Here is a 26,298-nt window from a genome sequence, read left to right as displayed (position 1 = left end):
GATGACCCTCGCCCGGCACGTCATCAGCTCCGTCACGACCACCGAGATCCGCTACGAGTACCTGCGGACGATCGGCCGCAACGCGTTCCTCGGGAGCCACGGGAACGGCGGCAGCACCACGGCGTACGTCGTGGAGACCGACCGCGGCGCGACGGGTTGGGGGCTTCCGTTGTACGACGCCGATCCCGGTGTGCTGCTGGGTCGGTCGTTGGCCGAGCTGATCGATCCGGAACGGGGTGTGACCGACCCGGCGGCGGAGTTCCTCGACTACCCGCTGCACGATCTGGCGGCGCGGATCCTCGACGTCCCGGTCTACGCGATGCTCGGCGGCGCCGGGTCGCCGCGGGTGCGCTGCTACACCGGCGGCATCTACTTCGACGACCTCGACGGCGGGATGGACGCGATCCGGGCGAATCTCGCGCAGGACCACGCGTTCGGGTTCCGCGACTTCAAACTGAAGATCGGCCGCGGCCACCGGTGGATGGACACCCGCGCCGGACTGCAGCGCGACATCGAGGTGACGCGGCTGACCCGGGAGCTGTACCCGGACGCGGGGATCCTTGTCGACGGCAACGACGGCTTCACCCTCAACGGCCTCTTCGAGTACCTGGACGGTGTCGCGGACTGCGACCTGTACTGGATCGAGGAACCGTTCGCGGAACGCCACCCGGACCTCGAGGCTCTGCACGAATACCTGCAGACGCTGCCGTCCCGGCCGAAGGTGGCTGACGGCGAGTACGACCCGAACGAGGCCCATGTCCTGGAACTGGCCCGCGAAGGCCTCGTCGACGTGGCCCTGATGGACGTCACCGGCCACGGCCTCACCGCCTGGCGCCGCACCATGCCGCACCTCAAGGCCGAAGCCTCACCCCACGCGTGGGGCCAGCCCCTCAAGACCCTGTACGCCGCCCACCTGGCAGCAGGCCTCGGCAACACCCCCATCATCGAAGGCGTCCCCGGCCCCGGCTTCTACACCCTCGAAGACGGCCACGTCGTACTCCCCGAAACCCCCGGCTTCGGCCTCAACCTCCCGTAGGACTGAGTCAGGCCTCCTGGTTCAGGCGCTTGGTGTACTCCGCTACTTGCCGCAGTGACTTCTCGTCAGCCCACGACCACGTCGGCGCCGGTGTCGACGGACCGTCGTACGGGAGGTCCGCGTAGTGCGCCTGGAGCTCGGCCAGTTGGACAGTCAGCGCTGCACGTGTCTCGGCGTACGACGGGTCGTCTGCCACGTTGACGAGCTCCTCCGGGTCCTTATGCAGGTCGTACAGCTCCCACTCGGACTCGAACAGCCGCTCCGACGACCCCGGTACGCCGAGACCGGCGCCGTAGTAGTGGATGAGCTTGTAGTTCTTGGTTCTGATGCCGTAGTGCGCCGGGGCATGGTGGATCGGGTCGTCGTGCTCCCAGTACCGGTAGTACACGGCGTGTGGCCAGTCCGGGACCTCCTCGCCCCGCAGTACCGGCAGGAAGCTCCTGCCTTGCGAAGTAGGCATGTCGAGGCCCGCCATGTCGAGGAACGTCGCCGCGAAGTCCACGTTGGTGACCATCGCGTCGCAGGTGCTGCCGGCCGGGATGACCGACGGCCAGCGGATCATCATCGGCATCTGCAGCGACTCGTCGAACATCAGCCGCTTGTCGAACCACCCGTGGTCGCCGAGGAAGAACCCCTGGTCGGACGTGTAGACGACAACCGTGTTGTCGCTGACCCCCTCCTCGTCCAGTACGTCGAGGAGCCGCCCGACGTTGTCGTCGATGCTTTGGACGCACTGCAGGTAGTCGCGCAGGTAGCGCTGGTACTTCCACCGCATGCGCGCCTCCCGGTTCTCCGGGCCGCGTAGCTCGTCCGGAAGCTCCTCACCGAGCTCGTCCGCACCCAGGTCGTCCGCAACGGACATGCGCACACCACGGACCGCCTGGCTCCGGGTGCTGTGGTCGTCGAACAGCGTGCTCGGCTCCGGGATCGAACCGACCGGGTAGAGGTGCTTGTGCTTCTCGTCCGGTACCCACGGCCGGTGTGGTGCCTTGTGGTGCACCAACAGCAAGAACGGCTGCTCCGGGTCCCGCTGCCGGATCCAGTCGATGCTCTGATCCGTGACGATGTCCGTCGCATACCCGGGCACGGTCTCGGCGCCGTCCGGTCCGAGCATCAGCGGGTCGACGTACTCACCCTGCCCGGGGAACACCCGCCACGCGTCGAAGTGCCGCGGCGCGGACTCCGGCCGCTCGCCCAGGTGCCACTTGCCGAACAGCGCGGTCTGGTACCCGGCGTCCTTCAGCACCTCGACGAACGTCGGCACGCGGTAGTCGATCTCCGTGAAGATCGACGCGACCCCGTTCACGTGGCTGTACGTCCCGGTCAGGATCGACGCCCGCGACGGCGAACAGATCGAGTTCGTGCAGTACGTCGCATCCATCCGCACCCCGTCCCGCGCGAGCCGATCCAGGTACGGCGTGCTGTTCACCTTGCTCCCGTATGCTGAGATCGCGTGCGCGGCATGGTCGTCGGACATGACAAAGACGATGTTCGGAGTCGGCATCATTGCCTCACCCTAGTGAGTTGTGGACACCGCTTTCCGGCGGGTGCTTTCTGGGCGTAGGTTTGGCGCTTATGGCCATGTTCGACCTTTCCCTCGACAAGCTCCGCGAGTACCGGCCCGAGGTGGCCGCTCCCGCCGACCTGGTCGACTTCTGGCGCCGGTCCATCGAGAAGGCGCGCGCCGACGACCTGTCCGCCACGTTCACCCCGATCGACAACAAGCTCGCGGTGATCGACACCTACGACGTCACGTACGCCGGCTTCGGCGGCTCGCCCGTGAAGGGCTGGCTGCACGTTCCGGCCGGTACGGACGGCCCGCTGCCGACCGTGGTGCAGTACCACGGGTACTCCGGCGGCCGCGGCTTCCCGCACGCGACCACGCTGTGGGCCCAGGCCGGTTACGCCCACTTCGTGATGGACACACGCGGCCAGGGCTACAGCTCCGGCGGCCCGGACGGTACGCCGGACGACACGCCGTACGCCGGTCTGAACCACACGCCCGGGTTCATGACCGCGGGGATCACCGACCCCGAGACGTACTACTACCGCCGCGTGTACATCGACGCGGTGCGGGCCATCGAGGCGGCGCAGACGTCGCCGTTCGTGGACCCGGACAAGCTGATCGTCAGCGGCGGCAGCCAGGGCGGCGGCATCTCGATCGCCGCGGCCGGCCTCGCTCCGATCGCGGGGATCGAGCTGCTCGGCTGCGCTCCCGACGTACCGTTCCTGTGTCACTTCCAGCGGGCACTGCAGATCACCGACAGGGATCCGTACGGCGAGATCACGCGGTACCTGAAGGGTTTCCGGCACGATGTCGACGCGGCGCTGAACACGCTCAGCTACTTCGACGGCGTCAACCTCGGCCGGCTGGCCACGGCGCCCGCGCTGTTCTCGGTCGCGTTGATGGACGCCACCTGCCCGCCGTCGACGGTGTTCGCCGCGTTCAACCACTACGGCGCCACCGGGAGCGAGCAGAAGGACATCGAGGTCTACCACTACAACCAGCACGAGGGCGGGCAGACGTACCAGCAGCTCGCACAACTCGACTGGTTCGCGCAGATCTTCGAGGCTGCCGGAAACTAGTCATCGATCGACCGATGAGTTTTTGGTTCGTACGGCGTTACACGGTCATGGATGTCGGTCAGACTGGACCGACGGTGACCGCGGGAGGCCGCAAATGGACTGGAAGCTCGAGCTCGTGATCGTGCCGGTGTCGGACGTGGATCGGGCCAAGAAGTTCTACACCGACCAGCTCGGGTTCGCCGAGGACGTCGACCATCGGGCGGGCGACTCGTTCCGGGTCGTGCAGCTGACCCCGCCCGGGTCGGCGTGCTCGATCACGATCGGCACCGGGCTGACCTCGGCGACGCCGGGCAGTTACCAGGGCACGCACCTGGTGGTGACCGACATCGCGGCGGCCCGGGCCGAGCTGGTGGAGCGCGGCGTGGAGGTCGGCGAACCGTTCCACTTCGGCGCCCAGGGCAAACAGGACGGCCTGCACCCGGAGCGTTCCGACTACGGCACCTTCCTGTCCTTCGAGGACCCGGACGGCAACGGCTGGACGGTCCAGGAGGTTGGACACCGGCCGTGACAACTCTCGAGGAGGCGGCGTTCGCGGGTGACGAGACCGCGTTCGCCGCCCTGGCCGGGCAGTACCGGCGGGAGCTTCACGTGCACTGCTACCGGATGCTCGGGTCGTACGACGAGGCCGAGGACGCGGTGCAGGACACGTTCTTGCGCGCGTGGCGGGCCCGCGACTCGTACGACGGGCGCACGTACTTCCGGGCCTGGCTCTACAAGATCGCGACCAACATCTGCTTGGACGTCGTACGGCGGCCGGCCGCGCGAGACCTGGTGTGGCTGCAGCCGTACCCGGACCGTTTGCTCGACGAGATCGCTCCGTCCCACGATCGACCCGACGTGGTGGCCGTGGATCGCGAGACGATCGAGCTGACGTTCCTGATCGCGCTCCAGGAGTTGCCTGCTCGGCAGCGGGCCGCTCTGATCGCCCGCGACGTACTCGGCTGGTCGGCTGCGGAGACTGCCGGGCTGTTGGACACCAGCGTGGCCGCGGCGAACAGTGCGCTCCAGCGGGCCCGGGTGACGATGCAGCAGCGCCTGCCTGCACGTCGGAGCGATTGGAGTGCGCCGCAACCGACAGCTGAGGAGCGAGAGGTGCTGGCGCGCTTCATCGACGCGCACCAGCGGTGTGACGCCGCCGCGGCGATCGCGATTGCGTCCGAGGACCTGCGGATCTCGATGCCGCCCGACCGGTTGTCGTTCGACGGCCTCACCGCGTGCCTTCCGCTGTTCGAGCGCGGGCTCGGTCCGAACCGGGACGGCGAGTGGCGGCTGGTGCCGACGTCGGCGAACCGGTTGCCCGCCGCGGCGTCGTACCTCATGCGGCCGGGGGACTCGATCTGGCGGGCGTTCAAACTCGACGTGCTGTGGGTCGACGACGGAAAGATCACCGAGATCATGACCTTCGGCTACTCGCGTTTCCCGGCCTTCGGCCTCCCTGACCAGTTGGCTCCCTAGCGGCCGCTACTGTGGGGAGCATGCTGGGACTACCTACGGGGATCCAGGCCTGCTTGTTCGACCTGGACGGTGTGCTCACCGATACCGCTGCCGTTCACGCTGCCGCGTGGAAAGAGATGTTCGACGAGTTCCTCCGCGACTACGCGACGCAGCACGGGATCGCCTTCCAGGCGTTCGATGCGCGCGCGGAGTACGACGCGTACGTCGACGGCAAGCCGCGAGCCAACGGCGTCCGGGACTTCCTCACCGCGCGCGGCATCACGCTGCCGGAAGGGACCGCCGACGATCCACCGTCCGCGATGACCGTGAACGGCCTCGGCAACCGGAAGAACGAGGCAGTGCAGCGGCGGATCCGGACCGAGGGCGTGCATGTGTTCGAGGGCTCCCGGCGGTACCTGCAGGCCGCCGAGAAGGCCGGGTTCCGTCGGGCCGTGGTGTCGTCGAGCGCGAACACCCGCGAGGTGCTCGACGTCACCGGCCTCGCGCAGTACGTCGAGCAGATCGTCGACGGTGTGACGATCCGGACCGAGGGCCTGAACGGAAAGCCGGCGCCGGACACGTTCCTCGCCGCGGCCAAGGGCTTCGGGCTCGAGCCGTCGCAGGCGGCGGTCTACGAAGACGCACTCGCCGGCGTGTCCGCCGGCCGTTCGGGCCACTTCGGGCATGTCATTGGAGTAGACCGCGTCGGCCAGGCGGCCGAACTGAAGTCGCACGGCGCCGACGTGGTGGTCCGCGACCTGGCTGAGTTGCTGGAGAACAAATGATCGACCGAGGCCACCACCCGATCGAGCCGTGGCGGCTGCGAGAGACGCGGCTCGCCATGGACAAGTTGGCGCAGGCGGAGTCGCTGTTCGCGCTGTCGAACGGCCACATCGGCCTGCGCGGCAACCTCGACGAGGGCGAGCCGTACGCGATTCCCGGTACCTACCTGAACTCGTTCTACGAGCAGCGTCCGCTGCCGTACGCCGAGGCCGGCTACGGCTACCCGGAGTCCGGGCAGACCCTCGTCGACGTCACCAACGGCAAGCTGATCCGGTTGCTCGTCGACGACTCGCCGTTCGACGTCCGCTACGGCTATCTGTCCAAACACGAGCGCTCACTGGACTTCCGGACCGGCATCCTCGAACGCGACGTGGACTGGACCTCGCCCGGCGGCAAGCGGATCAAGGTCCGCAGCCGCCGCATGGTGTCACTCACCCAGCGCGCGGTCGCCGCGATCGAGTACGTCGTGGAGCCCGTCGACCAGCCCGCCCGCTTCGTGATCCAGTCCGAGCTGGTCGCGAACGAGGCGCAGCCGAAGCTGTCCGACGATCCGCGCGTGGCGGCCGTACTGGACAACCCGTTGAAGCCGGTCAGTCATGACGGCGGCGAGCACGGGACCGTCCTCATCCACCGGACGACGCGTAGCCAGCAGTTGATGGCCGCGGCGATGTCGCACGAGGTGGACACCTCCGCCCGCTACAAGATGGACCAGGACGTCCGTGAGGACTGGGCGCGGACCACGGTGATCTGCCAGCTGCAGCCGGGCGAGAGCCTGCGCGTGGTGAAGTACCTGGCGTACGGCTGGTCCAGCCTGCGGTCGGAGACCGCGATCCGGGACCAGGTCGCGGCCGCGCTCGCGAGTGCCCGGTTCTCCGGCTGGGACGGGTTGACCAAGCAGCAGGTCGAGTTCCTGGACGACTTCTGGGACGGCGCCGACGTGGAGGTGCAGGGGCACCCGGAGTTGCAGCAGGCGGTGCGGTTCGCGCTCTTTCACGTCCTGCAGGCCGGTGCACGCGCCGAGCGGCGCGCGATCCCGTCGAAGGGCCTGACCGGAGCCGGGTACGACGGGCACACGTTCTGGGACACCGAGGGCTTCGTGCTACCGGTGCTGACCTACACGATGCCGGACGCGGCCGCCGATGCGCTGCGCTGGCGACATTCGACGCTGAAGATGGCCAAGCAACGAGCCGAGGAGCTGGGGTTCAAGGGCGCCTCGTTCCCGTGGCGGACGATCCGCGGCCAGGAGTGCTCCGGCTATTGGCCCGCGGGTACGGCGGCGTTCCACATCAACGCCGACATCGCGGAAGCCGTCATGCGCTACTACCGAGCCACCGGCGACGAGGACTTCCTCGACGAGGTCGGCCTGGAGTTGCTGGTCGAGACCGCCCGGTTGTGGATCTCGCTGGGCCACCACGATCGCGAAGGCCGTTGGCACCTGCCTGGTGTGACCGGGCCGGACGAATACAGCGCCGTTGCCGACGACAACGTTTTCACCAACCTGATGGCGGCGCGCAACATGCGGTCCGCGGCCGAGGTCGCAGCGAAGTTCCCGGCCAAGGCGCGGGAGTTCGGCGTCGACAGCGAGGAAGAGGCGGGCTGGCGGGACGCGGCGGCTGCCGTGTACATACCGTACGACGCGGATCTCGGCGTACACCCGCAGTCCGAAGGTTTCACCGGGTACGCCGTGTGGGACTTCGAGGCCTACAAGGACAGGTACCCGCTGCTGCTGCATGCGCCGTACTTCCAGCTGTACCGCACCCAGGTGGTGAAACAGGCCGACCTGATGCTGGCGACGTACTGGTGTGGTGACGCCTTCACCCCCGAGGAGAAGGCGCGGGACTTCGACTACTACGAGCGGCTGACGGTGCGGGACTCGTCGTTGTCGGCGTGCGTGCAGGCCGTGATGGCGGCCGAGGTCGGGCATCTGGATCTGGCCTACGACTACGCGTACGAGGCCGCGCTGATCGACATGCGCAACCTGCACCACAACACCGGCGACGGCCTGCACATGGCATCGCTCGGCGGTGCGTGGAGTGCGCTGGTGGCCGGGTTCGGCGGGTTGCGCGAGCGGGACGGCAGCCTGTCCTTCGATCCGGCGCTGCCGATCGGCCTGGCCGGGCTGAGTTTCACGATCCGGTGGCGCGGCGTCCGGCTGAAGGTGGAGATCGATCCGGTCGCGGTGAAGTACTCGGTGCACGACGGGCCGGACGCGTCGATGACGATCCGGCACGCCGGCGAGGAGCTCCTGGTCACCGCGAAACAGCCGGTGGTCCGGACACTGGAGAAGCGCCGGCCGCTGCTGCCCCGGCCGCCCCAACCACCGGGCCGCGAACCACGGCCGGCGATGGCGATCAACGAGGGCGGCTAGGCCGACGCCCTACAGCAGATCAGCGAGTGACGTTCTTCTTGTTACGGGCGGCGAGCGACTCGGCGGTGCCGACCAGCATCACCGAGGAGATCACCGCGACGATGAAGCCGAGCACGTTCAGCTCGAAGATGCCGCCGGTGCCGAGGATGCTCGCGATGGTTCCGCCGATCACCGAGCCGGCGAGTCCGAGCAGGAGCGTGGCGAGCAGGCCGAGCTTCTGCCGGCCGGGCGTGAAGAGCCGGGCCAGCGCTCCGATGACGAGTCCGGCGATGATGAAGCCGATCATGGCTGATGTCCTCCGAGGGTCGAACGGTATGACTCCAGTCTGCCGACGCAACCGCTGCAGCGGCAGTGGAGTTCTCCCTGACCGGACCCGGAGCCGACCCTGGGCGATCTCGACCGGTCAGGGCCTCGCGGTGACGGTGAAGAGCTGGCTGTTGGCGAGCAATCGGGGAGCGCCGCCGAGCCGTCCGATGACAGCGGCCTCGAGTTGCTCGGTCGCGCGCGCGTCGCCGTGCAGGAGATCCTTGTAGCCGGCTCGGCACGGGTAGCGGGGGGTCAGGATCTCGACGTACACCTGGATGTCCGACAGTTTCGGGTATTTCTTGAGCACGCTCAGGGTGCTCTTCGCGCAGCGGATCAGCGTCGGGCGGGTCTGGTCCGAGCTCGAGCCGTTCCGGACGATCAGTTGGTCGGCCAGAGCCTTCGCGACGAAGTACGCCGCGGTGGACGACCTGTCCTGCAGGTAGCGGACGGTCGCGGTCTGCTTGACGTCGTCGGTGAGCGCGCAGAGCGCCCACTGCGGCGGCAAGTCGACCACCTGATTCAGCGGGACGTACTTGGGAATGCCGGTCAGCTTCGCGCCGCTGTTGTTGACGGCGATCAGCGCGGCTCGCGACGCCTGGTCCTGCGGGTTGGCGTACGGCGCGGCCTCCAGGCTGGTGCTGAAGTTCGCGTCCGGGATCACCACGACCGACAGGTTGCCGGTGTTCTTCAGGAGCAACGACGTACCGCTTGGATCGGTGCTGCGCGTCAGCTGGACGCCGTCGGTCTCCGCCTCCGTCGGGAGCGGCACGGTCGATTGGGTGCAGTCGGTCGCCGGTTTGAGAGACGTCTGCGTGCGCGGTACGACGATCGTCGGTGTCGGCGGGGCCGTGGACGGCAGGCCCGACCCTTTGGCGACCGCACAGCCGGCGGCGACCAACGCCGCCAGCACCACAGCACAGGGCATGAGCGCCCGACTACGTAGTGCCACCATTACCCCCTGAACTCCGAGCACCAGGTCCCCACCCACTCGGCTACAACCCCAGAATCACTCCCAGGATACTGTCCGCGCCATGCCCTAGCCTCGAATCGTGACCGTTCATCACCTGTCGAAGCGAGATGCCCGGCGGTTGGCCGTGCGGGGGCAGCTGCTCACCAGTCAGCGACCGGCGGATTTGTTCGAGGTTGTCCGCGGGCTGAACGTGCTGCAGCTCGACCAGACGGCGTACGTCGCGCCGAACGCGGATCTGGTGACCTGGAGCCGGCTCGGGTCGTCGTACGACCCGACCGAGCTGGCCGACGCGCTGGCCTCGCTGGAGCTGCTCGAGCTGCGCGGGTTCGTGCGCTTGCCGGAGACTCTGGCGCTGTTCCGGGCCGAGATGGCGGCGTGGCCGAGCGACGGGGAGCCGCTCGACTGGCAGGAGTACCGGCGGGACTGGGTGCGGGCGAACGAGGGCTGCCGCGTCGACATCCTCGAGCGGTTACGGCAGGACGGTCCGCTGGTGATGCGCGAGCTGCCGGACACCTGCGTGCGGCCGTGGAGGTCGAGCGGCTGGACCAACAACCGGAACGTGTCGCAGCTGCTCGAGTTCATGATGCAGCGCGGCGAGGTGGCGATCGCAGGCCGCGACGGCCGGGACCGCCTGTGGGATCTCGCGTCGCGGGTCTACCCGGACGATCCGGCGGTGCCGATCGCGAAGGCGGCCCGGATGCGGGACGAGCAGCGGCTGCGTTCGATGGGTCTGCTGCGCGCGAAGGGCCCGGCGTGCCCGGGCGAGCCGCTCGACGCCGGCGAGTCGGGGGAGCGAGCCGTCGTGGACGGCGTTCGCGGCGACTGGCGGATCGATCCGGAGCTGCTCGACCGGCCGTTCACCGGACGTACGGCGATCCTGTCGCCGCTGGACCGCTTGGTGTACGACCGGAAGCGGCTGGTGGAGCTCTTCGACTTCGACTACCAGCTCGAGATGTACAAACCGGTCGCGAAGCGCAAATGGGGGTACTTCGCGCTACCGATCCTGCATAACGACCGCCTGGTCGGGAAGCTCGACGCGATGTCGGACCGGAAGGCCGGCATCTTCCGCGTCAACGCGATCCACGAGGACGAACCGTTCTCCAAGACCCTGACCGCCGCCGTCCATCGCGAGATCCGCGATCTCGCGAAATGGCTGCGGCTGGAACTCGTGCTGAGCTCTTGACCGATGGAGCTGTTTACGTAAACATCGCGGGGTGAGATCAACCGTCCGCAGTCTCCTCGCCGTCCTGTTGTGCTGCTTCGCGCTGTCCGCGGTGCCTGGCGCGGTGCCCGGCGCCGCCGCCGCGGGTCCGCCGGGCACGAACGACTTCCGCGGCGTCAACTGGGCCGATCCGCGCGACAACTACGCCGACGACGAGGTCGTGCCGTCGGGACTGAGTACGGCGGACGACTACGGGACGACGTACCGCAAGGCGCTCGGGATCGTGGGGGAGTTCCGCAAGGAGCTGAAGGCGAACACGATCCGGCTCCCGATCAACCCGTCGAGTGTGGGCACCGACTGGTGGCGCTCCTACCGCGCGGCGATCGACGCGTCGACGGCCAGCGGGTTCAAGGTGATTCTCAGCTACTGGGAGGCCGACAACGCCAAGGATGGACGGGTCGACGATCCGGCGGCGTACGCGGCGATGTGGGACACGGTGGTGCAGACGTACCGACGGAACCCGCACGTGTACTTCGAGCCGATGAACGAGCCGTTCGGGTACTCGCTGACCGAGTGGGTGTCGCTGACGTCGTCGTGGATCGCGCGGCACAGCGATGTTCCGCGCGGGCGGATCGTGATCTCCGGGACGGGCTACAACGACAACGTGACCGGGGTCGGTGCGGCGCCGGAGCTGAAGGGGACGCTGCTGTCACTGCACTTCTACGGCTTCTGGGCCTCCGACACGACCGAGGCCGCCTGGCTGGCGAACCTGCGGCCGCGGATCGGCTCGTACGGCTGGCGGACGATCATCGACGAGGCCGGCTCGCCGATGACGATCGGCCTGAACTACGGCAACCACGAGGGGAACGTCTACACGTCGTACCTGGCCGCGCTCACCCAGGTCGCCCGCGAGCAGGGGATGGGCATCGTCTACTGGCCGGGTCTGCGCACCGGTGATTCGTACTCGATGACGACGCAGGTCGGGCCGCGCGATCTCGAGGTCAACAGCATCAGCGGACGCGACCAGCTGTGGTGGGGCTGGGGCCTCCTGAAGGACGAGCCGACGAACAGTGAGCCGCCCGCCCCGCCGGGTGAGCCGCTGCGCGGCGTCGCCAGCAACCGGTGCGTCGACGTACCGGGCTTCTCGACCAGCCCAGGTACGGCGCTGGACCTGTGGGACTGCAACAACGGCGGGAACCAGTCGTGGAACCTCACGGCGACGAACCAGTTGACGGTCTACGCCGACAAGTGCATGACCGCGGGGGCCTCGGCTGTGACGATCGAGACCTGCACAGGCGCCGCCGACCAGGTCTGGCAGCTCAACGCCGACCAGACCGTCACCTCGACCGCTGGGTGCCTGACGGCCAACGGGACCGGGAACGGCGCGGCCGTTGTCGTTGCCGCCTGCAACGGTTCCGCTGACCAGAAATGGACCCGCTCCTGAGCCGATGAGTGCGTTCGATGGACTGGCCCCAGGTCGTGCCGATCAGCATGAGGGCGGCGCCGATGACGGCCGGGACGGTGAGGCGTTCGTTGCCGAGGCTGATGCCGATGGCAACGGGCCAGATCGGTTCGGTGCCGAGTAGCAGGCTGGCACGGCTGGCGGACGTGCGTTGGACCGCCCAGGTCTGCGCGAGGAAGGCGAAAACGCTGCAGAACAAGGCGAGATAGACCATCTGCAGCCAGGTGCCCACACCGGCGTGCGTCGGCAGGTGCGGTACGGCGGGCACCACGAACAACGCCGTACCGACGAGGGTCTGGACTGTCGTCAACTGCAGCGGGCGCACTCCGACCGAGAGCCGGCCGACGAGTGTGACATGACCCGCGCGGACGACGGCGGCGGCGAGCATGAGCAGGTCGCCGACGCCGGGGGAGTGCAGGCCGTCGGCGGACATCAGCAGTCCGACGGCGACCATGCAGATCGCGGCCGCGAGATAGAACAGCGGCGGCAGGCCACGTCCATCGAGCAGCGGCGTGAGGACAAGCGTCAGGCTGATGATCAGTCCGGCGTTCGCGGCGCTGGTCTGCGTCACGCCGTACGTCTCCAGGACCAGGACCGACGCCTGCGTGAGACCGAGGATCAGGCCGGCCTTCAGTTCCTTCCGGGTGATGCCGCGAACCAACGGGACCAAGGCGAGGGCGGAGATGCCGTAGCGGAGGAACAGCACGGTCAGCACCGGTGCGCTGCTGGTCGCGGTCTTGGCGGCGAGATAGCTCGAACCCCAGACGACGGCGACCAGGAGCAGGACGAGATCGGTACGGCGGGATCCGGGCACGGGTTCAACGGTGAGGGGTCGCAACGTTGAAGCCAAGTACCAATGTCTTCAGCAACGCTGTAGGACAGCTAAAGTATCTGGATGGACGAACGGCAGCTGCGCGTGCTCCGGGAAGTCGGTGAGCTGGGCAGCGTCACCGCGGCCGCGGAGGCGCTGCTCGTGACGCCGTCGGCGATCTCACAGCAGCTGCGCTTGCTGCAACGATCGATGCCGGTACCCCTGACCGAACGCGACGGCCGCCGGGTCGTACTCACCGCGGCCGGGCGCGCGTTGGCCGGGGCGGCTGCGGACGTGGAGTCAGCGCTGGCGCGGGCCCGGCAGGTGGTGGATGAGTTTGCCGAGCAGCCGGATGCGGTCGTGTCGGTCGCCGCGTTCCACAGTGCGGCCGCGGCGTTCTTCCCTTCGCTGCTGCGGGCGGGGGACGGGCCGCGGGTCAGTCTGCATGACGAAGACGTTCCGCAGGACGAGTTCCCGCCGTTGACCCGGGAGTACGACGTCGTACTGGCGCATCGGCTGGATCATGCTGCTGCCTGGCCGCGGACCGTTGCGGTCACGCCGTTGCTGCATGAGCCGTTGGACGTCGCCGTACCTGTCGATCATCCGTTGGCGTCGAAGCGGTCGGTGTCGCCGCGGGACGTGGCGGGGGAGCCGTGGATCACCGTGCACGACGGGTTCCCGTTGATGGCGACGATCGAGGCGATCGGGGCGGCGGCCAACCATCGGCTCGAACTGGTCCACCGGGTGAACGAGTTCACCGTGGTCGCCGAATTGGTTGCCGCCGGCGCCGGGTTGGCGCTGATCCCGCGGTGGACGGCCCGTTCGCATCCGGGCCTCGTGCTCCTTCCGATGCGGGGCGTGCACGCGCGGCGGCACATCGATGCGCTGCATCGGCCGGAGCGGACGGCTCGGCGGGCGGTGCGGACGACACTCGCCAACCTTCAGGCCGCGGCGGCGACGGTGCGGAAGCCGAGCGCTTGATAGCCTCGCGGGAGTTCGCTGTCACCCCGCCCGGGGCAGTGGTTCGGGTCCGGAGAGGGAGACATGACAGGAACTATGCGTGGCGTTCTTGCCGCGGTCGGCGTGCTAGGAGTCATCGGCGTCATCGCCGGGCCGATGGCGGCCGCCCAGATCGCGGGACCGAAGCGGCCGCCCGGCGTACCGTCGGGTGAAGTCTCGATCCCGGTGGCGGGGGAGTTCAACGTGGCGACGAGCAACGGGCCGCTGCGCGCGCTGGCGCCGCACGGGCCGTTCGAGAGTGGGCGGGCGGTGGTCGTGATGGTGTCGCAGGGCGCACGAACCACCGTTCGCCTGAAGGTGACCGGAGTCGGGCGTACGGCGGCCGGTCGCACGTTCGGCGCGCATCTGCACACCGGCCCGTGCGTGGCAGGCGACGGCGCGGCCGCCGGACCGCACTACAACACCGACGTGATCAACGGCCGCAAGCCGGCACGCGTCGACCGCGAACGCGAGATCTGGCTCGACTTCACCGTCAGCCCTAGCGGCGCGGCGAACGCGTCGACCGCCGTACCCTTCGCGCCGAAACCAGGCGACCGCTCCATCGTCATTCACGAACACGCAACCGACCACCACGGCACCGCCGGCGCCCGCCTCGCCTGCCTCCCCCTGACCTGGAACTAGGCCGAGCCACCGTTGCTCTTCAGGAGTTGGGCGTTGATCCACTGACCTTGGGGCGAGCAGAGGAAGACGACGAGGTCGCCGGTGTCCTGCGGCGTGCCCAGGCGACCGAGTGGAGTCTGCTGGAGGCAGGCGGCGCGAATCTCGTCGGTCATCCAGCCGGTGTCGATCGGACCCGGGTTGATCACATTGGCGGTGACGCCGAGCTCGGACAACTCGTGGGCAGCCGCGAGAGTGATCCGGTCGAGCGCGCCTTTGCTGGCGCCGTACGGGAGATTGTGGACGGTGTGGTCGCTGGTCAGCGCCACGATCCGGCCGGTGCCGTGGGCTCCGGAGAAGCGCCGGGCGAACTCGCGGATCAGCAGCCAGGTCGCACGGGCGTTGACGGCGAAGTGCCGGTCGAAGCTCTCGATGGTTGTGTCGAGGATGCTGGAGTCGACCGACTCACAGTGACACATCACCAGCGCGGTGACCTTACCCAGTTGCTCCTCGGCGGCGGTGAAGATCTGCTCCGGAGCCGCAGGATCGGTGAGGTCGGCCTCGATCGGCGCCACTGTCGCGCCGAGGCCGCGGAGCTCCTTGGCGATCTCGTCGGTGGCCCCGGACTGCACACCCCAGCTCATGCGGTCGTCGTACGCCGTCCAGTAGCTGAAGGCGATGTCCCAGCCGGAGGCGGCGAGCCGGCGGGCGATGCCGGCGCCGATGCCGACGGTACGGCCCACGCCGGTGACGAGCGCGACAGGGCGGGCAGTTGGCTGAGCTAATAGCTGGGCCGCTGTCTCGGTCATGCCAGCGATCCTGGTGGACGGCTCGCCCGGTCGGCAACCGGATTGTTCGACGTCCGCCGGGAGCCCTTCTAGGCCGTGTTGCCGAGCAGGGGCGGTGGGTCGGGGTCGGCCCAGGCGGGGCGGCTGACGACTGGGTGGCCGTTGTTCATTGAGACCGTGAGCTGTCCGCGGTGGACGTTGTTGTGGTCGCGTTTGCAGAGGAGGGCGAGGTTGTCCAGAGACGTCGGTCCGCCGTCGGCCCAGTGGGTGATGTGGTGGGCCTCGGATATGCCGGGCGGTGCGCCGCAGGCGATGCAGCCTTTGTCGCGGGCGTTGAGGGCGTGGCGGATGGCGCGGGTGACGAAGCGGTGTTCGGCGCCTACGTCGAGGGGTTCGGAGTTGGAGCCGAGGACCAGGGGGATGATGCCGGCGTCGCAGGCGAGCCGTCGTACGGCGGCGGCAGAGAGGTTGTCGCCGTGGACGAGGTGGCCGCGGCCGGAGGTGCCGGCGGCGCTCTTGAGGTCTTCGAGGTCGACCGTGACGGTGATGTGTGGCTTGATGTCGCCGTGGCTGGGCGCTGCGGATCCGGTGCCGGCCGCGGTGGTGAGGACGGCGGTGAGGGCGTCGGCCTGTCGCTTGCTGCGCGGCCGCGGGTCGCGCTGACCGTCGTGGGTCTTGTGCGGTTTGGCACCGGCGAAGATCAGGGTCTGGAAGAGTTCGGCGTTCTCGTCGGCGAGGTAGCCGCCGAAGGTGACGCCGCGATCGGCCGCTTTGATCCACAAGGCCTCGCGAGACGACGCTTCGTCCTCGTCGCCGCGGGGCTCGGGGCCGTCGGTGTCGAGCCGTTCGCGCATCTCGTTGCCGAGCTTGCGCAGGTCGGCCGGCGGGAGCAGGCCGGCTGCCTCGACCATGGCCTCCTCGGCGACACGCAGGTCCTCGACCGGCACGCCGGCCGCGGTCGGCACTTTCTCGAGCGCGGAGACGATCGCGTCGGCCTGTCCCAGGTTCACCGATGTCCGGGGCGTCGAGTTGTCGGAGTCGTTGGAGCTGTCCGGGCGGCCGGTGCCGAGGGCCGCGTTCACGGCCGGGTACTTGTGCAGGGCACGAGCCAGGCGGAGGTCTCGGCGTACGTCGGCGGCGTCCAGGCGGTAGCGGACCGAGAGCAGTTGCACCGTGTCGCGAGCACCGACCTCCTGGGCATAGCCGTCGGCGTCGAGCCCGGCTGTCAGGTGGAGGCAGCGCACCTGGAGGCGCGCAATCTCGGCGTGCGCCGCGTCGAGAGCCGACAGCTTCTCGCCACCGCTCATCGACCATACGGGTCGCTCGTCCAAGATCACCATACACACGACCCTAGACACCACCACGGACAGTTTCCGGCCCGCAAAGCCCTTATCTACAAGGGATCCCGCAATTGGCAACTTCCTGTCAATTTATCCACAAGCGAACAGATCGAGTGGATCCGCTGTCGGGAGGGTTCCCGAGCCGGACTGATTCGGCGGTCTGCTAGCTGTCGGCGTGCACGATGTGGGCGTCCGGGCCTGGGAAGAACAGTGACTCGGTGTCTGTGTCGGTCCAGTGGACAAGGTACGGCGGTGCGCCGTTCGGGTCGTGTACCTCGACGATCTGTCCTTCGCGCCGGTGTGCCGACAGGTGGCTACTCTCCACTACGACCTGGTCTCCTGCTGCAGCTTTCACCACACCCACCTCCTCCTCCCCAGCTTGGTCCACTCCTCAGTGGATGTCGATGGCGAGCCTGGCGGCGAGCCCCGCGAAGATCGCGGCCGTGACCCGCTCGAGCCGCCGCCGGATCCTGCTCCCGGTACGGAAGAACCTCTCGGTGAGCGTGCCGGCCAGCAGCGCCGCACTCGCGTCGACGGGGAAGCCGACCAGGATGAACACCGCGCCGAGCACCAGGAACTGCACCGTCACCGGCCAGCTACCGCTCCCGGTCGTGATGAACTGCGGGACGAACGCCAGGTAGAACAGGATCACCTTCGGATTCGCCAGATTGGTGAGGGTCGCCATCAGGTACGTCCGGCGCAGCGTTCGTCGAGGCAGCTGCGGCGCGTCCTCGGGCGCCCCGACCTCCTGCCGGCTGGCACGCCAGGTCAGATACGCCAGATAGAGCAGGAAGGCCGCTCCCGCGATCCGTACGCCGTTCAGGACCTGCGGCGCCGCCTGGATCAACGCACCCAGCCCGAGTGCTGCCGCGACGCTGTGCACCGCGAGACCCGTCGACATCCCGGCCGCCGCGACGACCCCGGTACGTCGCCCACCCGCCGCCGCGTTCGCGACGATGAACAGCATGTCCGGTCCTGGTACGACGCTGACCAGGAAGACCGCGACCAGGAACCCGAGCACCACCGAGACGTCCATGCGTTCCATCCTGACCCACAGGTGTCGCCGGGTCGGCCAGGTTTTCGCTCTGTGGTCAGTTCGGGAGGGTGACGGTCGCGGTGGTGCCGCCGGAGGTTGAGGAGGTCAGGGCGATCGTGCCGTTGTGCGCTCGGGTGATTTCGCGGGCGATGGACAGGCCTAGGCCGGAGCCGCCGCTGGCGCGGGAGCGGCTGGTGTCCAGGCGGACGAAGCGTTCGAAGACCCGTTGCCGGTCCTGCTCGGGGATTCCGTCGCCGTCGTCGGACACCGTGATGATCGCGGATCCGTTCTGCTCGGCCGTGGTCAGGTGGACCGTGGTGTGTGCGGCGCGGGCGGCGTTGTCGACGAGGTTCCGCAGTACCTGGCTCAACCGGGCCGGATCGCCGACGACCCGGACCGGATGGACGTCGCCGGTAACGGTCAGATCAGGTGTCGAACTCCGTAGCCGCTGGATCTCGGCCGCGACCAGGTCGTCGAGATCCACATCGACCTGCCGCATCCGGATGCCGGTGTCGTCGGCCTTCGCGAGCAGCAGGAGATCCTCGACGAGCTGCCGCATCCGGTCGGTCTCGGTCTCCATCACCTGACGCAGCTCGTGCCACGCCTGCCCGGTGGTGTCCGCCTCGATGACCTCCAGCGCCGCTGTCAGCGTGGCCAGGGGCGACCGCAACTCGTGGCTGGCGTCCGCCACGAACGCCCGCTGTGTCGCCTGCCCGGTCTCCAGCCGGTCGAGCATCTCGTTCATCGTCACCGCGAGCCGCGCGATCTCGTCCCGGGTCTGCGGTACGGGGACCCGCTCGGTCAGATCCCGCGTGCCGATGCGCTGCACCCGGCCGCGGATCCGTTCCACCGGCCGCAGCGCCTGCCCGACCATCAGCCACCCGGCGACCCCGACCACGATCAGCAACGCGGGGAACCCGATCGCCAGGTACTTCGCCACGGTCACGACCGTCTGCCGCTGCGTCTCCACGGACGACGCGACCACGACGGTGTACGTGCGGCCGTTGTACGCCGCTCCCTGGGCGACGATCAGGAACGAGTGGTCGTCGTCGATCAGCGGCATCTCGCCGACCTGGGACCGGAGCAGCGCATCGGCCGGTGGGCGGAGGTCGGTCAGCGGGGTGGTGTCGACCCGGGTCGACGAGGCGGCGTCGACCCGGCCGGACGGGTCGAGCACCTGGATCAGCTGGCCGGCGCGCGTGGTCTCGGCGAGGTCGGCGGTGAGTCCCGCCGTACCCTTCGCGCTGACCTGCCTGGCTATGTCGCCGACGCGGCCCTCGGCGGCGTCGGACACTTCGGTGATCAGAGCGCGCTGAAGGAGCAGCAGCAGCGCGGCCGCGCCGAGCATCATCGCCACGGCGACCACGATCACCGCGGCCGCCGTCGAGCGGCTCCGCACACTGGCCTGCCGCAGACCCCCGGCGGTCCGGTACCACCCGTCGACGCGACGTCGCACCACCGTGCTCACATACCTAGTCTCGCTCAGCCGCCTTCGGGGTTCATGCGGTAGCCCATCCCGCGGATGGTCTCGATTGCGTGCCGGGCGAACGGGGTGTCGATCTTCTTCCGCAGGTACCGGACGTAGACCTCGACGACGTTCGGGTCGCCGTCGAAGGCCGGATCCCAGACGCCGGCCAGGATCTCGGCCTTGCTGACGGTGTCCCCGCGGTGCCGCATCAGGAACTCCAGCAGCCCGTACTCGCGGGGCGTGAGGGTGATCTCCCGCCCGTCGCGCTCGACCCGTCGCCGGGCCACGTCGAGCGTCAGGTCGCCGGCCGTCAGCACCACCGGGCGCTCCGGCCCGCCGCGCCGGATCAGCGCCCGCAGCCGGGCGACCAGGACCAGGAAGCTGAACGGCTTGGTCAGGTAGTCGTCCGCGCCGAGGTCGAACGCGTCGGTCTGGTCGTACTCGCCGTCCTTCGCGGTCAGCATCAGCACCGGCGTCCAGATCCCGCGCGCCCGGAGCAGTTCGAGCACGCGGTACCCGTTCAGCTTCGGCAGCATGATGTCCAGCACGATCACGTCGTAGCTGTGCTCGGTCGCGGCCCACACCGCGTTCTCGCCGTCATGGACCAGTTCCACCACGAAACCGGCGTCGGTCAGCCCACGGTGCACCGTGTCGGCCAGCCGGAGTTCGTCCTCGACCATCAGCACTCGCATTCTCACAGTCTCACCGCTGACCGCTGAGAATCCGCTGAGAGGCCACAACTTGACGTCGTGAAGGCGGCATCCCTACGGTTGTCGAAGCGCTTCGACAACCCCCCGAGAGAGGCTGTCCACGATGAAGTTCACCGATGGGTACTGGCAGTTACGGGCGGGGCTCACCCGGTTGCGGCCGGCGGAGGTCGAGAGCGTGCAGGTGGGGGACCGCGATCTGACCGTGTTCGCGCCGGCCCGGCGGATCGAGCGGCGGGGCGACACCCTCAACCAGCCGATGTTCACGGTGACGTTCTCCTCGCCGGCGCGCGGTGTGATCGGCGTCCGGATCGCGCACCATCTCGGCGGGTTGCCCGCACGGCCGTCGTACCGGCTGAACACCGACGACGAGCATCCGGTGAAGGTCGAGGTCGGCGCGACCGAGGCGCGGCTGACGTCCGGCGAGCTGAGCGTGGTGATCGCGCTCGAAGGTCCGTGGGACGTCCGCTTCGAGCAGGACGGGAAGCCACTGACGAACTCGGGGGAGCGCAGCGTCGGGCTGATCACCGATGCCGACGGCAAGCGCTACGTGCACGAGCAGCTGGCACTCGGGGTCGGCGAGACGATCTACGGGCTCGGCGAGCGGTTCGGCGCGTTCGTCAAGAACGGTCAGGTGGTCGACAGCTGGAACGCCGACGGCGGTACGTCGAGCGAGCAGGCGTACAAGAACGTCCCGTTCTATCTGAGCAGCAAGGGGTACGGCGTACTCGTCGACAACCCCGCCCGCGTGTCGTTCGAGCTCGGCTCGGAGGTGACGTCCCGCAACCAGTTCAGCGTCGAAGGCGAAGAGCTCGGGTACTACGTCTTCGCCGGCCCGGCGCCGAAGGACGTACTGCGCCGCTACACCGCCCTCACCGGACGACCCGCCCGCGTCCCCGCCTGGTCGATGGGGTTGTGGTTGTCGACCTCGTTCACCACGGACTACACCGAGGAGACCACGAGCGCGTTCGTCGACGGCATGGCGGAGCGGGACCTGCCGCTGAGCGTCTTCCATTTCGACTGTTTCTGGATGCGGCAGTTCAACTGGTGCGACTTCGTCTGGGATCCGGTCGCGTTCCCGGATCCGGCCGGGATGGTCCGCCGGCTGAAGGAGCGCGGGCTGCGGGTCAGTCTGTGGATCAACCCGTACATCGCGCAGCGCTCGGTGCTGTTCGAGGAGGGACGCCGGCTCGGGTACCTGCTGAAGCGCCCGGACGGCTCCGTCTGGCAGTGGGACATGTGGCAGGCCGGGATGGCGATCGTCGACTTCACCAACCCGGACGCGACGGCGTGGTTCCGCTCGAAGCTGCAGGCGCTGATCGACATCGGCGTCGACTGCTTCAAGACCGACTTCGGCGAACGCATCCCGACCGATGTCGTCTGGTACGACGGTTCCGACCCGGAGCGGATGCACAACTACTACGCGCAGCTCTACAACGCCGCCGTGTTCGGATTGCTCGAGGAGAACCGGGGCCAGGGCGACGCGGTCCTGTTCGCGCGCTCCGCCACTGCCGGCGGGCAGCAGTTCCCGGTGCACTGGGGCGGCGACTGCGAGTCGACGTTCGAGGCGATGGCGGAATCGCTGCGCGGCGGGCTGTCGCTGGCCTCGTCGGGCTTCGGCTACTGGAGTCACGACATCGGCGGGTTCGAGGGGACGCCTGATCCCGCGATCTTCAAGCGGTGGGTGGCGTTCGGTCTGCTCTCGTCGCATTCCCGGCTGCACGGCTCGTCGTCGTACCGGGTGCCGTGGGCCTTCGACGACGAGGCGGTCGACGTACTGCGGAGGTTCACCAAGCTGAAGCTGTCGTTGATGCCGTACCTCGTCGCGGCCGCCGAAGAGGCGCATCGGGACGGGGTGCCGATGATGCGGCCGATGGTGCTGGAGTTCCCGGACGATCCTGCTGCCGCCTATCTGGATCGCCAGTACATGCTCGGCCCGGACCTGCTCGTCGCGCCGGTGATGAGCTTCGACGGCGAGGTCTCGTTCTACCTGCCGCGGGGACGCTGGACGTCGCTGCTGACCGATGAGGTGCTGACCGGTCCTGGGTGGATGCACCAGACGCACGGTTTCGACACCTTGCCGTTGTACGTCCGTGAGGGCGCGGTGATCCAGCTGGCAGACCCGGCCGTCATCGAGCTCACGCTCCGCGACGAAAGGTGGAATCCCGCATCGTAGAGGGCACCTGCGAGCGCTACACCGTGAAGCTCTCCAAGACCACGTCGGCTGCGGAGAACACCGCGTAGAGCGTGTGTACGCCGGTCACCGAGGCGAGCTCGCCCGCGATCGCGACGAGCTCGCCCGTCGGCGGCACCTGCACGGTGCTCAGGAGTTCACCGTGCAACGGATCGTCCAGACGGAGCTCGATGGTGGCGGGTCGATCGCCGCGGTTGGCGACTCGGGCTTGGTACGTCGCCGGCTCGACCACGAGGTCGTCGAAGGCCAACCAGGCTTGCGGTTCCAGCGAGACGACCGCGTCGCCGCGGTCGCGTGCGGCGGTCGTCAGCGTGATGGCGCAGTACTCGTCGAAGCTGGTTGCGGCGAGGCGGGTGAGCGTTCGTGGCGGGATCCGCTCGCCGCGCACGTCGAGGGTCGCGGTCAGGCGCAGATCGGTGCTGGACCGGCCGACCATGATGCTGTGGCGCGCCGTCTCGACGCAGCGCCGGTCCCGGGTCACATCCCAGAAACCGAGGTCCGCAGCCGCGACGGTCAGTTCGATCTCCGCGGTCTCGCCCGGATCCAGTGCCACGCGGCGGAAGCCGCGCAGTTGCCGCAGCGGTTGCTTGACCCGTGAACGCTGCTGCCGCGTGTACAGCTGAGCGGTCTCGGTTCCCGGGCGATCACCGGTGTTGGTGATGGTGAACGTGACGCGGACCTCGCCGTCCGCCGCCGTCGACGGTGCGCTCAGCCGCAGGTCGCCGTACGTGAAGGTGGTGTAGCTGAGGCCGTGGCCGAAGGGGTAGAGCGGTGTGCCCCGGTAGTACAGGTACGTCGCGTCTGTCGCGATGATGTCGTAGTCGAGCAGTCCGGGCAGGTCGGCGGCGGAGTGGTACCAGGTCTGAGTCAGTCGCCCCGCCGGGTCGTCGTCGCCGAAGAGTACGTCGGCGAGCGCGCGACCGTACTCCTGCCCGCCGTGCGCGGACCACAGGATCGCCGGGAGGTGCTGTTGCGCCCAGCCGATCCCGTACGGGTAGCTGCTGCTCAGCACCAGCACCGTCCGCGGGTTCGCCGCGTGCACCTGCCGGATCAGACGGTCCTGAGCCGGCGGCAGGTCCAGGGTCTCCCGGTCCTCGGTCTCGCGACCGTTCACCAGCGGGTGGTTGCCCGCGACAACGATCGTGACATCGGCGCGGGCGGCCAGCTCGGCGGCCGTCGCCGCGCCGTCGACCACCACGTCGAGCTCGAACGCGGTTCCGTCGTCCGCCAGGCCGACCGTGCCGTCCGCGTCGACCTGGAGGTACCGGCCGCTGTGCAGGTGCTGGATGCGGAGGGTGTTCGACGACTGCACGAGCCGGAAGGTCTGCTTGACCTCCCAGCCGTTCGGACCGGGCTGGTCCGCGACGAGCTCACCCTCGTCGGTGACGGTCAGGTGCCGCCCGTTGCGCACCGAGCGCAACGCCCAGGCGTCACCACCCCAGTCGAAGAGATCGAACTCGCCAGGGTCGATGCTCGTCCGCAGCACCGCGTCGTCACCGACAACGAGGCACGACGACGACCCGGCGATCCGCAGCGTGATCCGGTCGACGCCCTCGCAGTACTCGACTCGCTCGTGGCCCAGCCGTTCGATGAGGCCGTCCAGCGCGGTGACCTGGTAAGGCAGGGTCCCGGCGTACCAGTCCTCCGACAGTGTGCCCGCGAGTGGTCCGACGACGGCGACCCGGATCGATGCATCGAGCGGCAGGACCTGGCATTCGTGCTTGAGCAGCACGATCGCCTGGCGCGCCGCGTCGTGGGCGAGCCGGCGGTGGCTGGGGCAGTTGACCAGTTCGGGTTCGAGCGCCCGGTACGGGTCGAGCTCGGACGGGTCGAATTCACCCAGCCGGAAGCGGATCGCGAGCACCCGCCGTACGGCGGAGTCGAGGTCGGCGGCCGTGATCAACCCGCGGTCGAGTGCAGCTCGCAACCGCTCGATGCTCGGGACGGCGTCGGTGCCGTCCTGCGTGAAGCTGTCCACGCCCGCCTTGAGTGCTGCGGCGTACGCGGTCGGTCCGTCGGGCAGGTACTGCTGCAGGCCGAACAGATTCGCCGGTGCGTACGCGTCGCTGACGACCAGCACTTCGTCGGTCGTCCAGGTCCGGAGTACGTCGTTGATCAGCGGGCTGAGGTGGGCGGGCCGTCCGTTCACCAGGTTGTACGACGGCATCACCGCGACCGCTGCGCCCGCTTCGATCGGCGCACGAAACGCCGGTAGCTCGTAGTCGTGCAGGACCCGTGGCGGCAGGTTGCTCGAGGTCGTGCAGCGGTCGGTCTCGTTGTTGTAGGCGAGGAAATGCTTCAGGGTCGGAGCAGTCTTCAGGTACGCCGGATCGTCGCCGGCCAGACCGTGTCCGTACGCGGTCGCGATCACCCCGGTCAGCCAGGGATCCTCGGCGTACCCCTCCTCGTTGCGGCCCCAGCGCGGGTCGCGCAGCGGGTTGACCACCGGCGCCCAGACGTTGAGGCCGACGCCGACCGGGTCCTTCTGGTGGAACACGCGGACCTCGTCGCCGACCGCGTCACCGACGGCGCGGACGAGCTCCGGACTCCAACTGGTGGCCAGGCCGATCGCCTGCGGGAACACCGTCGCCGGACCGTGCCAGGCGACACCGTGCAGGGCCTCGGTGCCGGTGCGGAACGCCTCCACGCCGAGCCGCGGGACAGGCGGCTGGTGCTGGTGCAGGAACGCGAGTTTCTCGTCCGGGGTGAGCCGGGCGAGCAGGTCGTCGATCCGCGCGTCGATCGGCCGGGACGGGTCGCGGAACGGGGGAGAAGCTGGAGTACTCATCGGCGGTCGACTCCACACGGGCTGGTGTCGAAGCGCTTCGATTCAACCGGGCGGCGGAAGCTGGTCGAAGCGCTTCGACAGACGGGCGTGAACAGAGGGTTGCATCCCGGGAGCTGAGGGTCAAGACCTCGGCGACGCGGAACGGGGGCAACGCTTTCCAGCGGGCTCAGCGGGCTGGCAGCCGCCCGCTGGTCAGTGGGGTGAGGGCCTGAGCGGTGGCGCCCAGGGGAGTGGCGGTGTGCGGGAAGGTGGATGCGGCGATGGTGCAGCCGCCGGCGTCGGGAGCGATCGTGGCCTCGCGGAGCGCCTTGTCGATGGCGGGGGAGAGGTGCTCGGCGAGCAGGGCGTAGGCGCCGCCGAGGAGGACGATCTCGGGGTTGAGGATGTTGACCAGGGCCGCGATCCCGTGGCCCAGGTGCGTCCCGGCCTCGGCGAGCACCTTTGTGACGGCGGCGTCCTGGGCGTCGGCGCGCCGGATCAGCGTCTCGAGTTGGTGCTGCGGGTCGTCGTCGATGCTGCCGTCGACCTGCTCCAGGATCGCCGGCAGGCTGGCGAGCGCCTCGAGACACCCGCGGCGTCCACAACCACACGCGGGTCCATCCGGGACCAGGCGCAGATGCCCGATCTCGCCGACGTACCCGAGATGTCCCGCGAGCGGCCTGCCGTCGGCGATGATGCCCGCGCCGACTCCCGTGTCGCCGGTGAGCTGGATGAGGTTCGCCGTACCGGCGTAGGGGCCGTAGAGGTGCTCGGCGAGCACGCCCAGCGACGCGTCGTTGTCGACCGTCACCGGGATGTCGGGCCGTCCGAGCGCTGCCGCGAGCTCGGCGCGCAGCGGTACGTCGCTCCAGCCGAGGCCGGCGGCGAGTACGACGGCGCCGTCGCGATTGACCAGACCGGGTACGCCGACCGTGATGCCGAGCACCTGCCGCCCGGAGGACTGCACAGTGGTGATCGCCCGGCGGGCCAACGCGGCGACGGCGGCAATGGTCTTCGCCGGGCCGGCGTCGACGCCCGGCCCGGCGCGGTGCCAGCGCAGGACCTGCTCACCGGCCGTGTCGCAGCCGAGTGCGGTCAGACCGCGTGCGCTCACCTCGAGCCCGATCGTCGCGTACGCCGAACCGTCGAGCACGAGCAGCGTCGCCGGGCGGCCGACGTGGTTCTGGGTCTGCTGCGTCTCGCGCACCAGCCGGCGCTCGAGCAGCTCGCCGACGATGCTCGTCACGGTCGCCTTGTTCAGCCCGGTCCGGGCCGCGATCGCGGCCCGCGAGCAGGGGGCCTCGCGGCGCAGGTGGCCCAGCACCGCCGCCAGGTTGGTGGCGCGGATGTCGGTGTGATCCGCGGTCTGTGTGATCAAGGTCCGTCCCGTTCGAAAGAAGTACTGGGTCAGTTCTACACCTTGTCGTGCTGTCGGCTCTGCGTTAATTTGTTTGGCTACTAGC

General features: G+C 68.9%; 23 protein-coding genes. 11 read left to right on the top strand and 12 right to left on the bottom strand.

The genetic code is table 11. The features are described from left to right. Position 1: 1 nt before the first annotated feature. Complete coding sequence (locus ACLJOO_RS33800; protein WP_410791722.1) at positions 2 to 1,036, top strand: enolase C-terminal domain-like protein; 1,035 nt, start codon at positions 2 to 4, stop codon at positions 1,034 to 1,036. 7 nt (positions 1,037 to 1,043) lie between these two features. Here ACLJOO_RS33800 and ACLJOO_RS33795 read toward each other — a convergent pair whose 3' ends face one another. Beyond that, positions 1,044 to 2,540 carry a sulfatase gene (locus tag ACLJOO_RS33795; protein WP_410791890.1) on the bottom strand — a complete coding sequence of 499 codons (1,497 nt, stop codon included), beginning with the start codon at positions 2,538 to 2,540 and terminating at the stop codon, positions 1,044 to 1,046. A gap of 71 nt (positions 2,541 to 2,611) precedes the next feature. Here ACLJOO_RS33795 and ACLJOO_RS33790 point away from each other — a divergent pair, with 71 nt between their 5' ends. The 5 genes from ACLJOO_RS33790 to ACLJOO_RS33770 all read left to right on the top strand — a co-directional run bounded on the left by ACLJOO_RS33790 (position 2,612) and on the right by ACLJOO_RS33770 (position 8,207). Then, positions 2,612 to 3,622: an acetylxylan esterase gene (locus ACLJOO_RS33790; protein WP_410791721.1), complete on the top strand. Its 1,011-nt coding sequence runs from the start codon at positions 2,612 to 2,614 to the stop codon at positions 3,620 to 3,622. Between the two features lie 94 nt (positions 3,623 to 3,716). After that, the gene (locus ACLJOO_RS33785) at positions 3,717 to 4,130 is read left to right on the top strand and encodes a glyoxalase superfamily protein (RefSeq protein WP_410791720.1); all 414 of its coding nucleotides are present in this window, start codon (positions 3,717 to 3,719) and stop codon (positions 4,128 to 4,130) included. After that, positions 4,127 to 5,077: a sigma-70 family RNA polymerase sigma factor gene (locus ACLJOO_RS33780; RefSeq protein ID WP_410791719.1), complete on the top strand. Its 951-nt coding sequence runs from the start codon at positions 4,127 to 4,129 to the stop codon at positions 5,075 to 5,077. The genes ACLJOO_RS33785 and ACLJOO_RS33780 overlap by 4 nt, the downstream gene beginning before the upstream one ends. Positions 5,078 to 5,097: 20 nt before the next feature. Beyond that, positions 5,098 to 5,841, top strand: a complete 744-nt coding sequence (locus ACLJOO_RS33775; RefSeq protein WP_410791718.1) for a beta-phosphoglucomutase family hydrolase — start codon at positions 5,098 to 5,100, stop codon at positions 5,839 to 5,841. Further along, positions 5,838 to 8,207 carry a glycoside hydrolase family 65 protein gene (locus tag ACLJOO_RS33770; protein ID WP_410791717.1) on the top strand — a complete coding sequence of 790 codons (2,370 nt, stop codon included), beginning with the start codon at positions 5,838 to 5,840 and terminating at the stop codon, positions 8,205 to 8,207. The genes ACLJOO_RS33775 and ACLJOO_RS33770 overlap by 4 nt, the downstream gene beginning before the upstream one ends. Before the next feature lie 19 nt (positions 8,208 to 8,226). Here ACLJOO_RS33770 and ACLJOO_RS33765 read toward each other — a convergent pair whose 3' ends face one another. Further along, entirely contained in the window at positions 8,227 to 8,493 is a 267-nt protein-coding gene (locus ACLJOO_RS33765; RefSeq protein WP_410791716.1) for a GlsB/YeaQ/YmgE family stress response membrane protein, read from the bottom strand. 117 nt (positions 8,494 to 8,610) lie between these two features. Continuing rightward, positions 8,611 to 9,438, bottom strand: coding sequence for a hypothetical protein (locus ACLJOO_RS33760; RefSeq protein WP_410791715.1), 828 nt, complete (start codon positions 9,436 to 9,438; stop codon positions 8,611 to 8,613). Between the two features lie 124 nt (positions 9,439 to 9,562). On the opposite strand from ACLJOO_RS33760, the gene ACLJOO_RS33755 reads away from it, so the two are divergent. Both ACLJOO_RS33755 and ACLJOO_RS33750 read left to right on the top strand, forming a co-directional pair. Next, positions 9,563 to 10,666, top strand: a complete 1,104-nt coding sequence (locus ACLJOO_RS33755; protein WP_410791714.1) for a DNA glycosylase AlkZ-like family protein — start codon at positions 9,563 to 9,565, stop codon at positions 10,664 to 10,666. Between the two features lie 31 nt (positions 10,667 to 10,697). After that, the gene (locus tag ACLJOO_RS33750) at positions 10,698 to 12,089 is read left to right on the top strand and encodes a ricin-type beta-trefoil lectin domain protein (RefSeq protein WP_410791713.1); all 1,392 of its coding nucleotides are present in this window, start codon (positions 10,698 to 10,700) and stop codon (positions 12,087 to 12,089) included. Here the strand turns inward: ACLJOO_RS33750 and ACLJOO_RS33745 are convergent. Beyond that, positions 11,983 to 12,921 carry a DMT family transporter gene (locus ACLJOO_RS33745; protein WP_410791712.1) on the bottom strand — a complete coding sequence of 313 codons (939 nt, stop codon included), beginning with the start codon at positions 12,919 to 12,921 and terminating at the stop codon, positions 11,983 to 11,985. The genes ACLJOO_RS33750 and ACLJOO_RS33745 overlap by 107 nt on opposite strands. An 81-nt stretch (positions 12,922 to 13,002) precedes the next feature. On the opposite strand from ACLJOO_RS33745, the gene ACLJOO_RS33740 reads away from it, so the two are divergent. Both ACLJOO_RS33740 and ACLJOO_RS33735 read left to right on the top strand, forming a co-directional pair. Further along, positions 13,003 to 13,899 carry a LysR family transcriptional regulator gene (locus tag ACLJOO_RS33740; protein WP_410791711.1) on the top strand — a complete coding sequence of 299 codons (897 nt, stop codon included), beginning with the start codon at positions 13,003 to 13,005 and terminating at the stop codon, positions 13,897 to 13,899. 63 nt (positions 13,900 to 13,962) lie between these two features. Further along, a complete protein-coding gene (locus ACLJOO_RS33735) occupies positions 13,963 to 14,559 on the top strand; it encodes a superoxide dismutase family protein (protein ID WP_410791710.1) in 597 nt (198 codons plus the stop codon). Here the strand turns inward: ACLJOO_RS33735 and ACLJOO_RS33730 are convergent. The 6 genes from ACLJOO_RS33730 to ACLJOO_RS33705 all read right to left on the bottom strand — a co-directional run bounded on the left by ACLJOO_RS33730 (position 14,556) and on the right by ACLJOO_RS33705 (position 19,859). Beyond that, complete coding sequence (locus ACLJOO_RS33730; RefSeq protein ID WP_410791709.1) at positions 14,556 to 15,344, bottom strand: SDR family oxidoreductase; 789 nt, start codon at positions 15,342 to 15,344, stop codon at positions 14,556 to 14,558. The genes ACLJOO_RS33735 and ACLJOO_RS33730 overlap by 4 nt on opposite strands. 68 nt (positions 15,345 to 15,412) lie before the next feature. Then, the gene (locus ACLJOO_RS33725) at positions 15,413 to 16,663 is read right to left on the bottom strand and encodes a DUF222 domain-containing protein (protein ID WP_410791708.1); all 1,251 of its coding nucleotides are present in this window, start codon (positions 16,661 to 16,663) and stop codon (positions 15,413 to 15,415) included. A gap of 163 nt (positions 16,664 to 16,826) precedes the next feature. After that, positions 16,827 to 17,021, bottom strand: coding sequence for a DUF1918 domain-containing protein (locus tag ACLJOO_RS33720; protein ID WP_410791707.1), 195 nt, complete (start codon positions 17,019 to 17,021; stop codon positions 16,827 to 16,829). Between the two features lie 33 nt (positions 17,022 to 17,054). Then, complete coding sequence (locus ACLJOO_RS33715) at positions 17,055 to 17,699, bottom strand: LysE family translocator (protein ID WP_410791706.1); 645 nt, start codon at positions 17,697 to 17,699, stop codon at positions 17,055 to 17,057. Between the two features lie 55 nt (positions 17,700 to 17,754). Further along, a complete protein-coding gene (locus ACLJOO_RS33710) occupies positions 17,755 to 19,167 on the bottom strand; it encodes a sensor histidine kinase (RefSeq protein ID WP_410791705.1) in 1,413 nt (470 codons plus the stop codon). A gap of 14 nt (positions 19,168 to 19,181) precedes the next feature. Further along, positions 19,182 to 19,859: a response regulator transcription factor gene (locus ACLJOO_RS33705; protein ID WP_410791704.1), complete on the bottom strand. Its 678-nt coding sequence runs from the start codon at positions 19,857 to 19,859 to the stop codon at positions 19,182 to 19,184. A 121-nt stretch (positions 19,860 to 19,980) separates the two neighbouring features. Between ACLJOO_RS33705 and yicI the strand changes: the two genes are divergently transcribed. Next, entirely contained in the window at positions 19,981 to 22,050 is a 2,070-nt protein-coding gene (yicI, locus tag ACLJOO_RS33700) for an alpha-xylosidase (RefSeq protein WP_410791703.1), read from the top strand. A 16-nt stretch (positions 22,051 to 22,066) separates the two neighbouring features. Here the strand turns inward: yicI and ACLJOO_RS33695 are convergent, their stop codons facing one another. Next, a complete protein-coding gene (locus ACLJOO_RS33695) occupies positions 22,067 to 24,856 on the bottom strand; it encodes a glycoside hydrolase family 3 C-terminal domain-containing protein (RefSeq protein WP_410791702.1) in 2,790 nt (929 codons plus the stop codon). Positions 24,857 to 25,022: 166 nt separating this feature from the next. Then, the gene (locus tag ACLJOO_RS33690) at positions 25,023 to 26,213 is read right to left on the bottom strand and encodes an ROK family protein (RefSeq protein WP_410791701.1); all 1,191 of its coding nucleotides are present in this window, start codon (positions 26,211 to 26,213) and stop codon (positions 25,023 to 25,025) included. Positions 26,214 to 26,298 lie beyond the last annotated feature (85 nt).

The organism is Kribbella sp. C-35 (assembly GCF_046549195.1).
In the GTDB taxonomy this organism is placed as follows: domain Bacteria; phylum Actinomycetota; class Actinomycetes; order Propionibacteriales; family Kribbellaceae; genus Kribbella.
The sequence above is the reverse complement of the archived record's forward strand: the minus strand, read 5'-3'. Positions and strand labels throughout refer to the sequence as shown.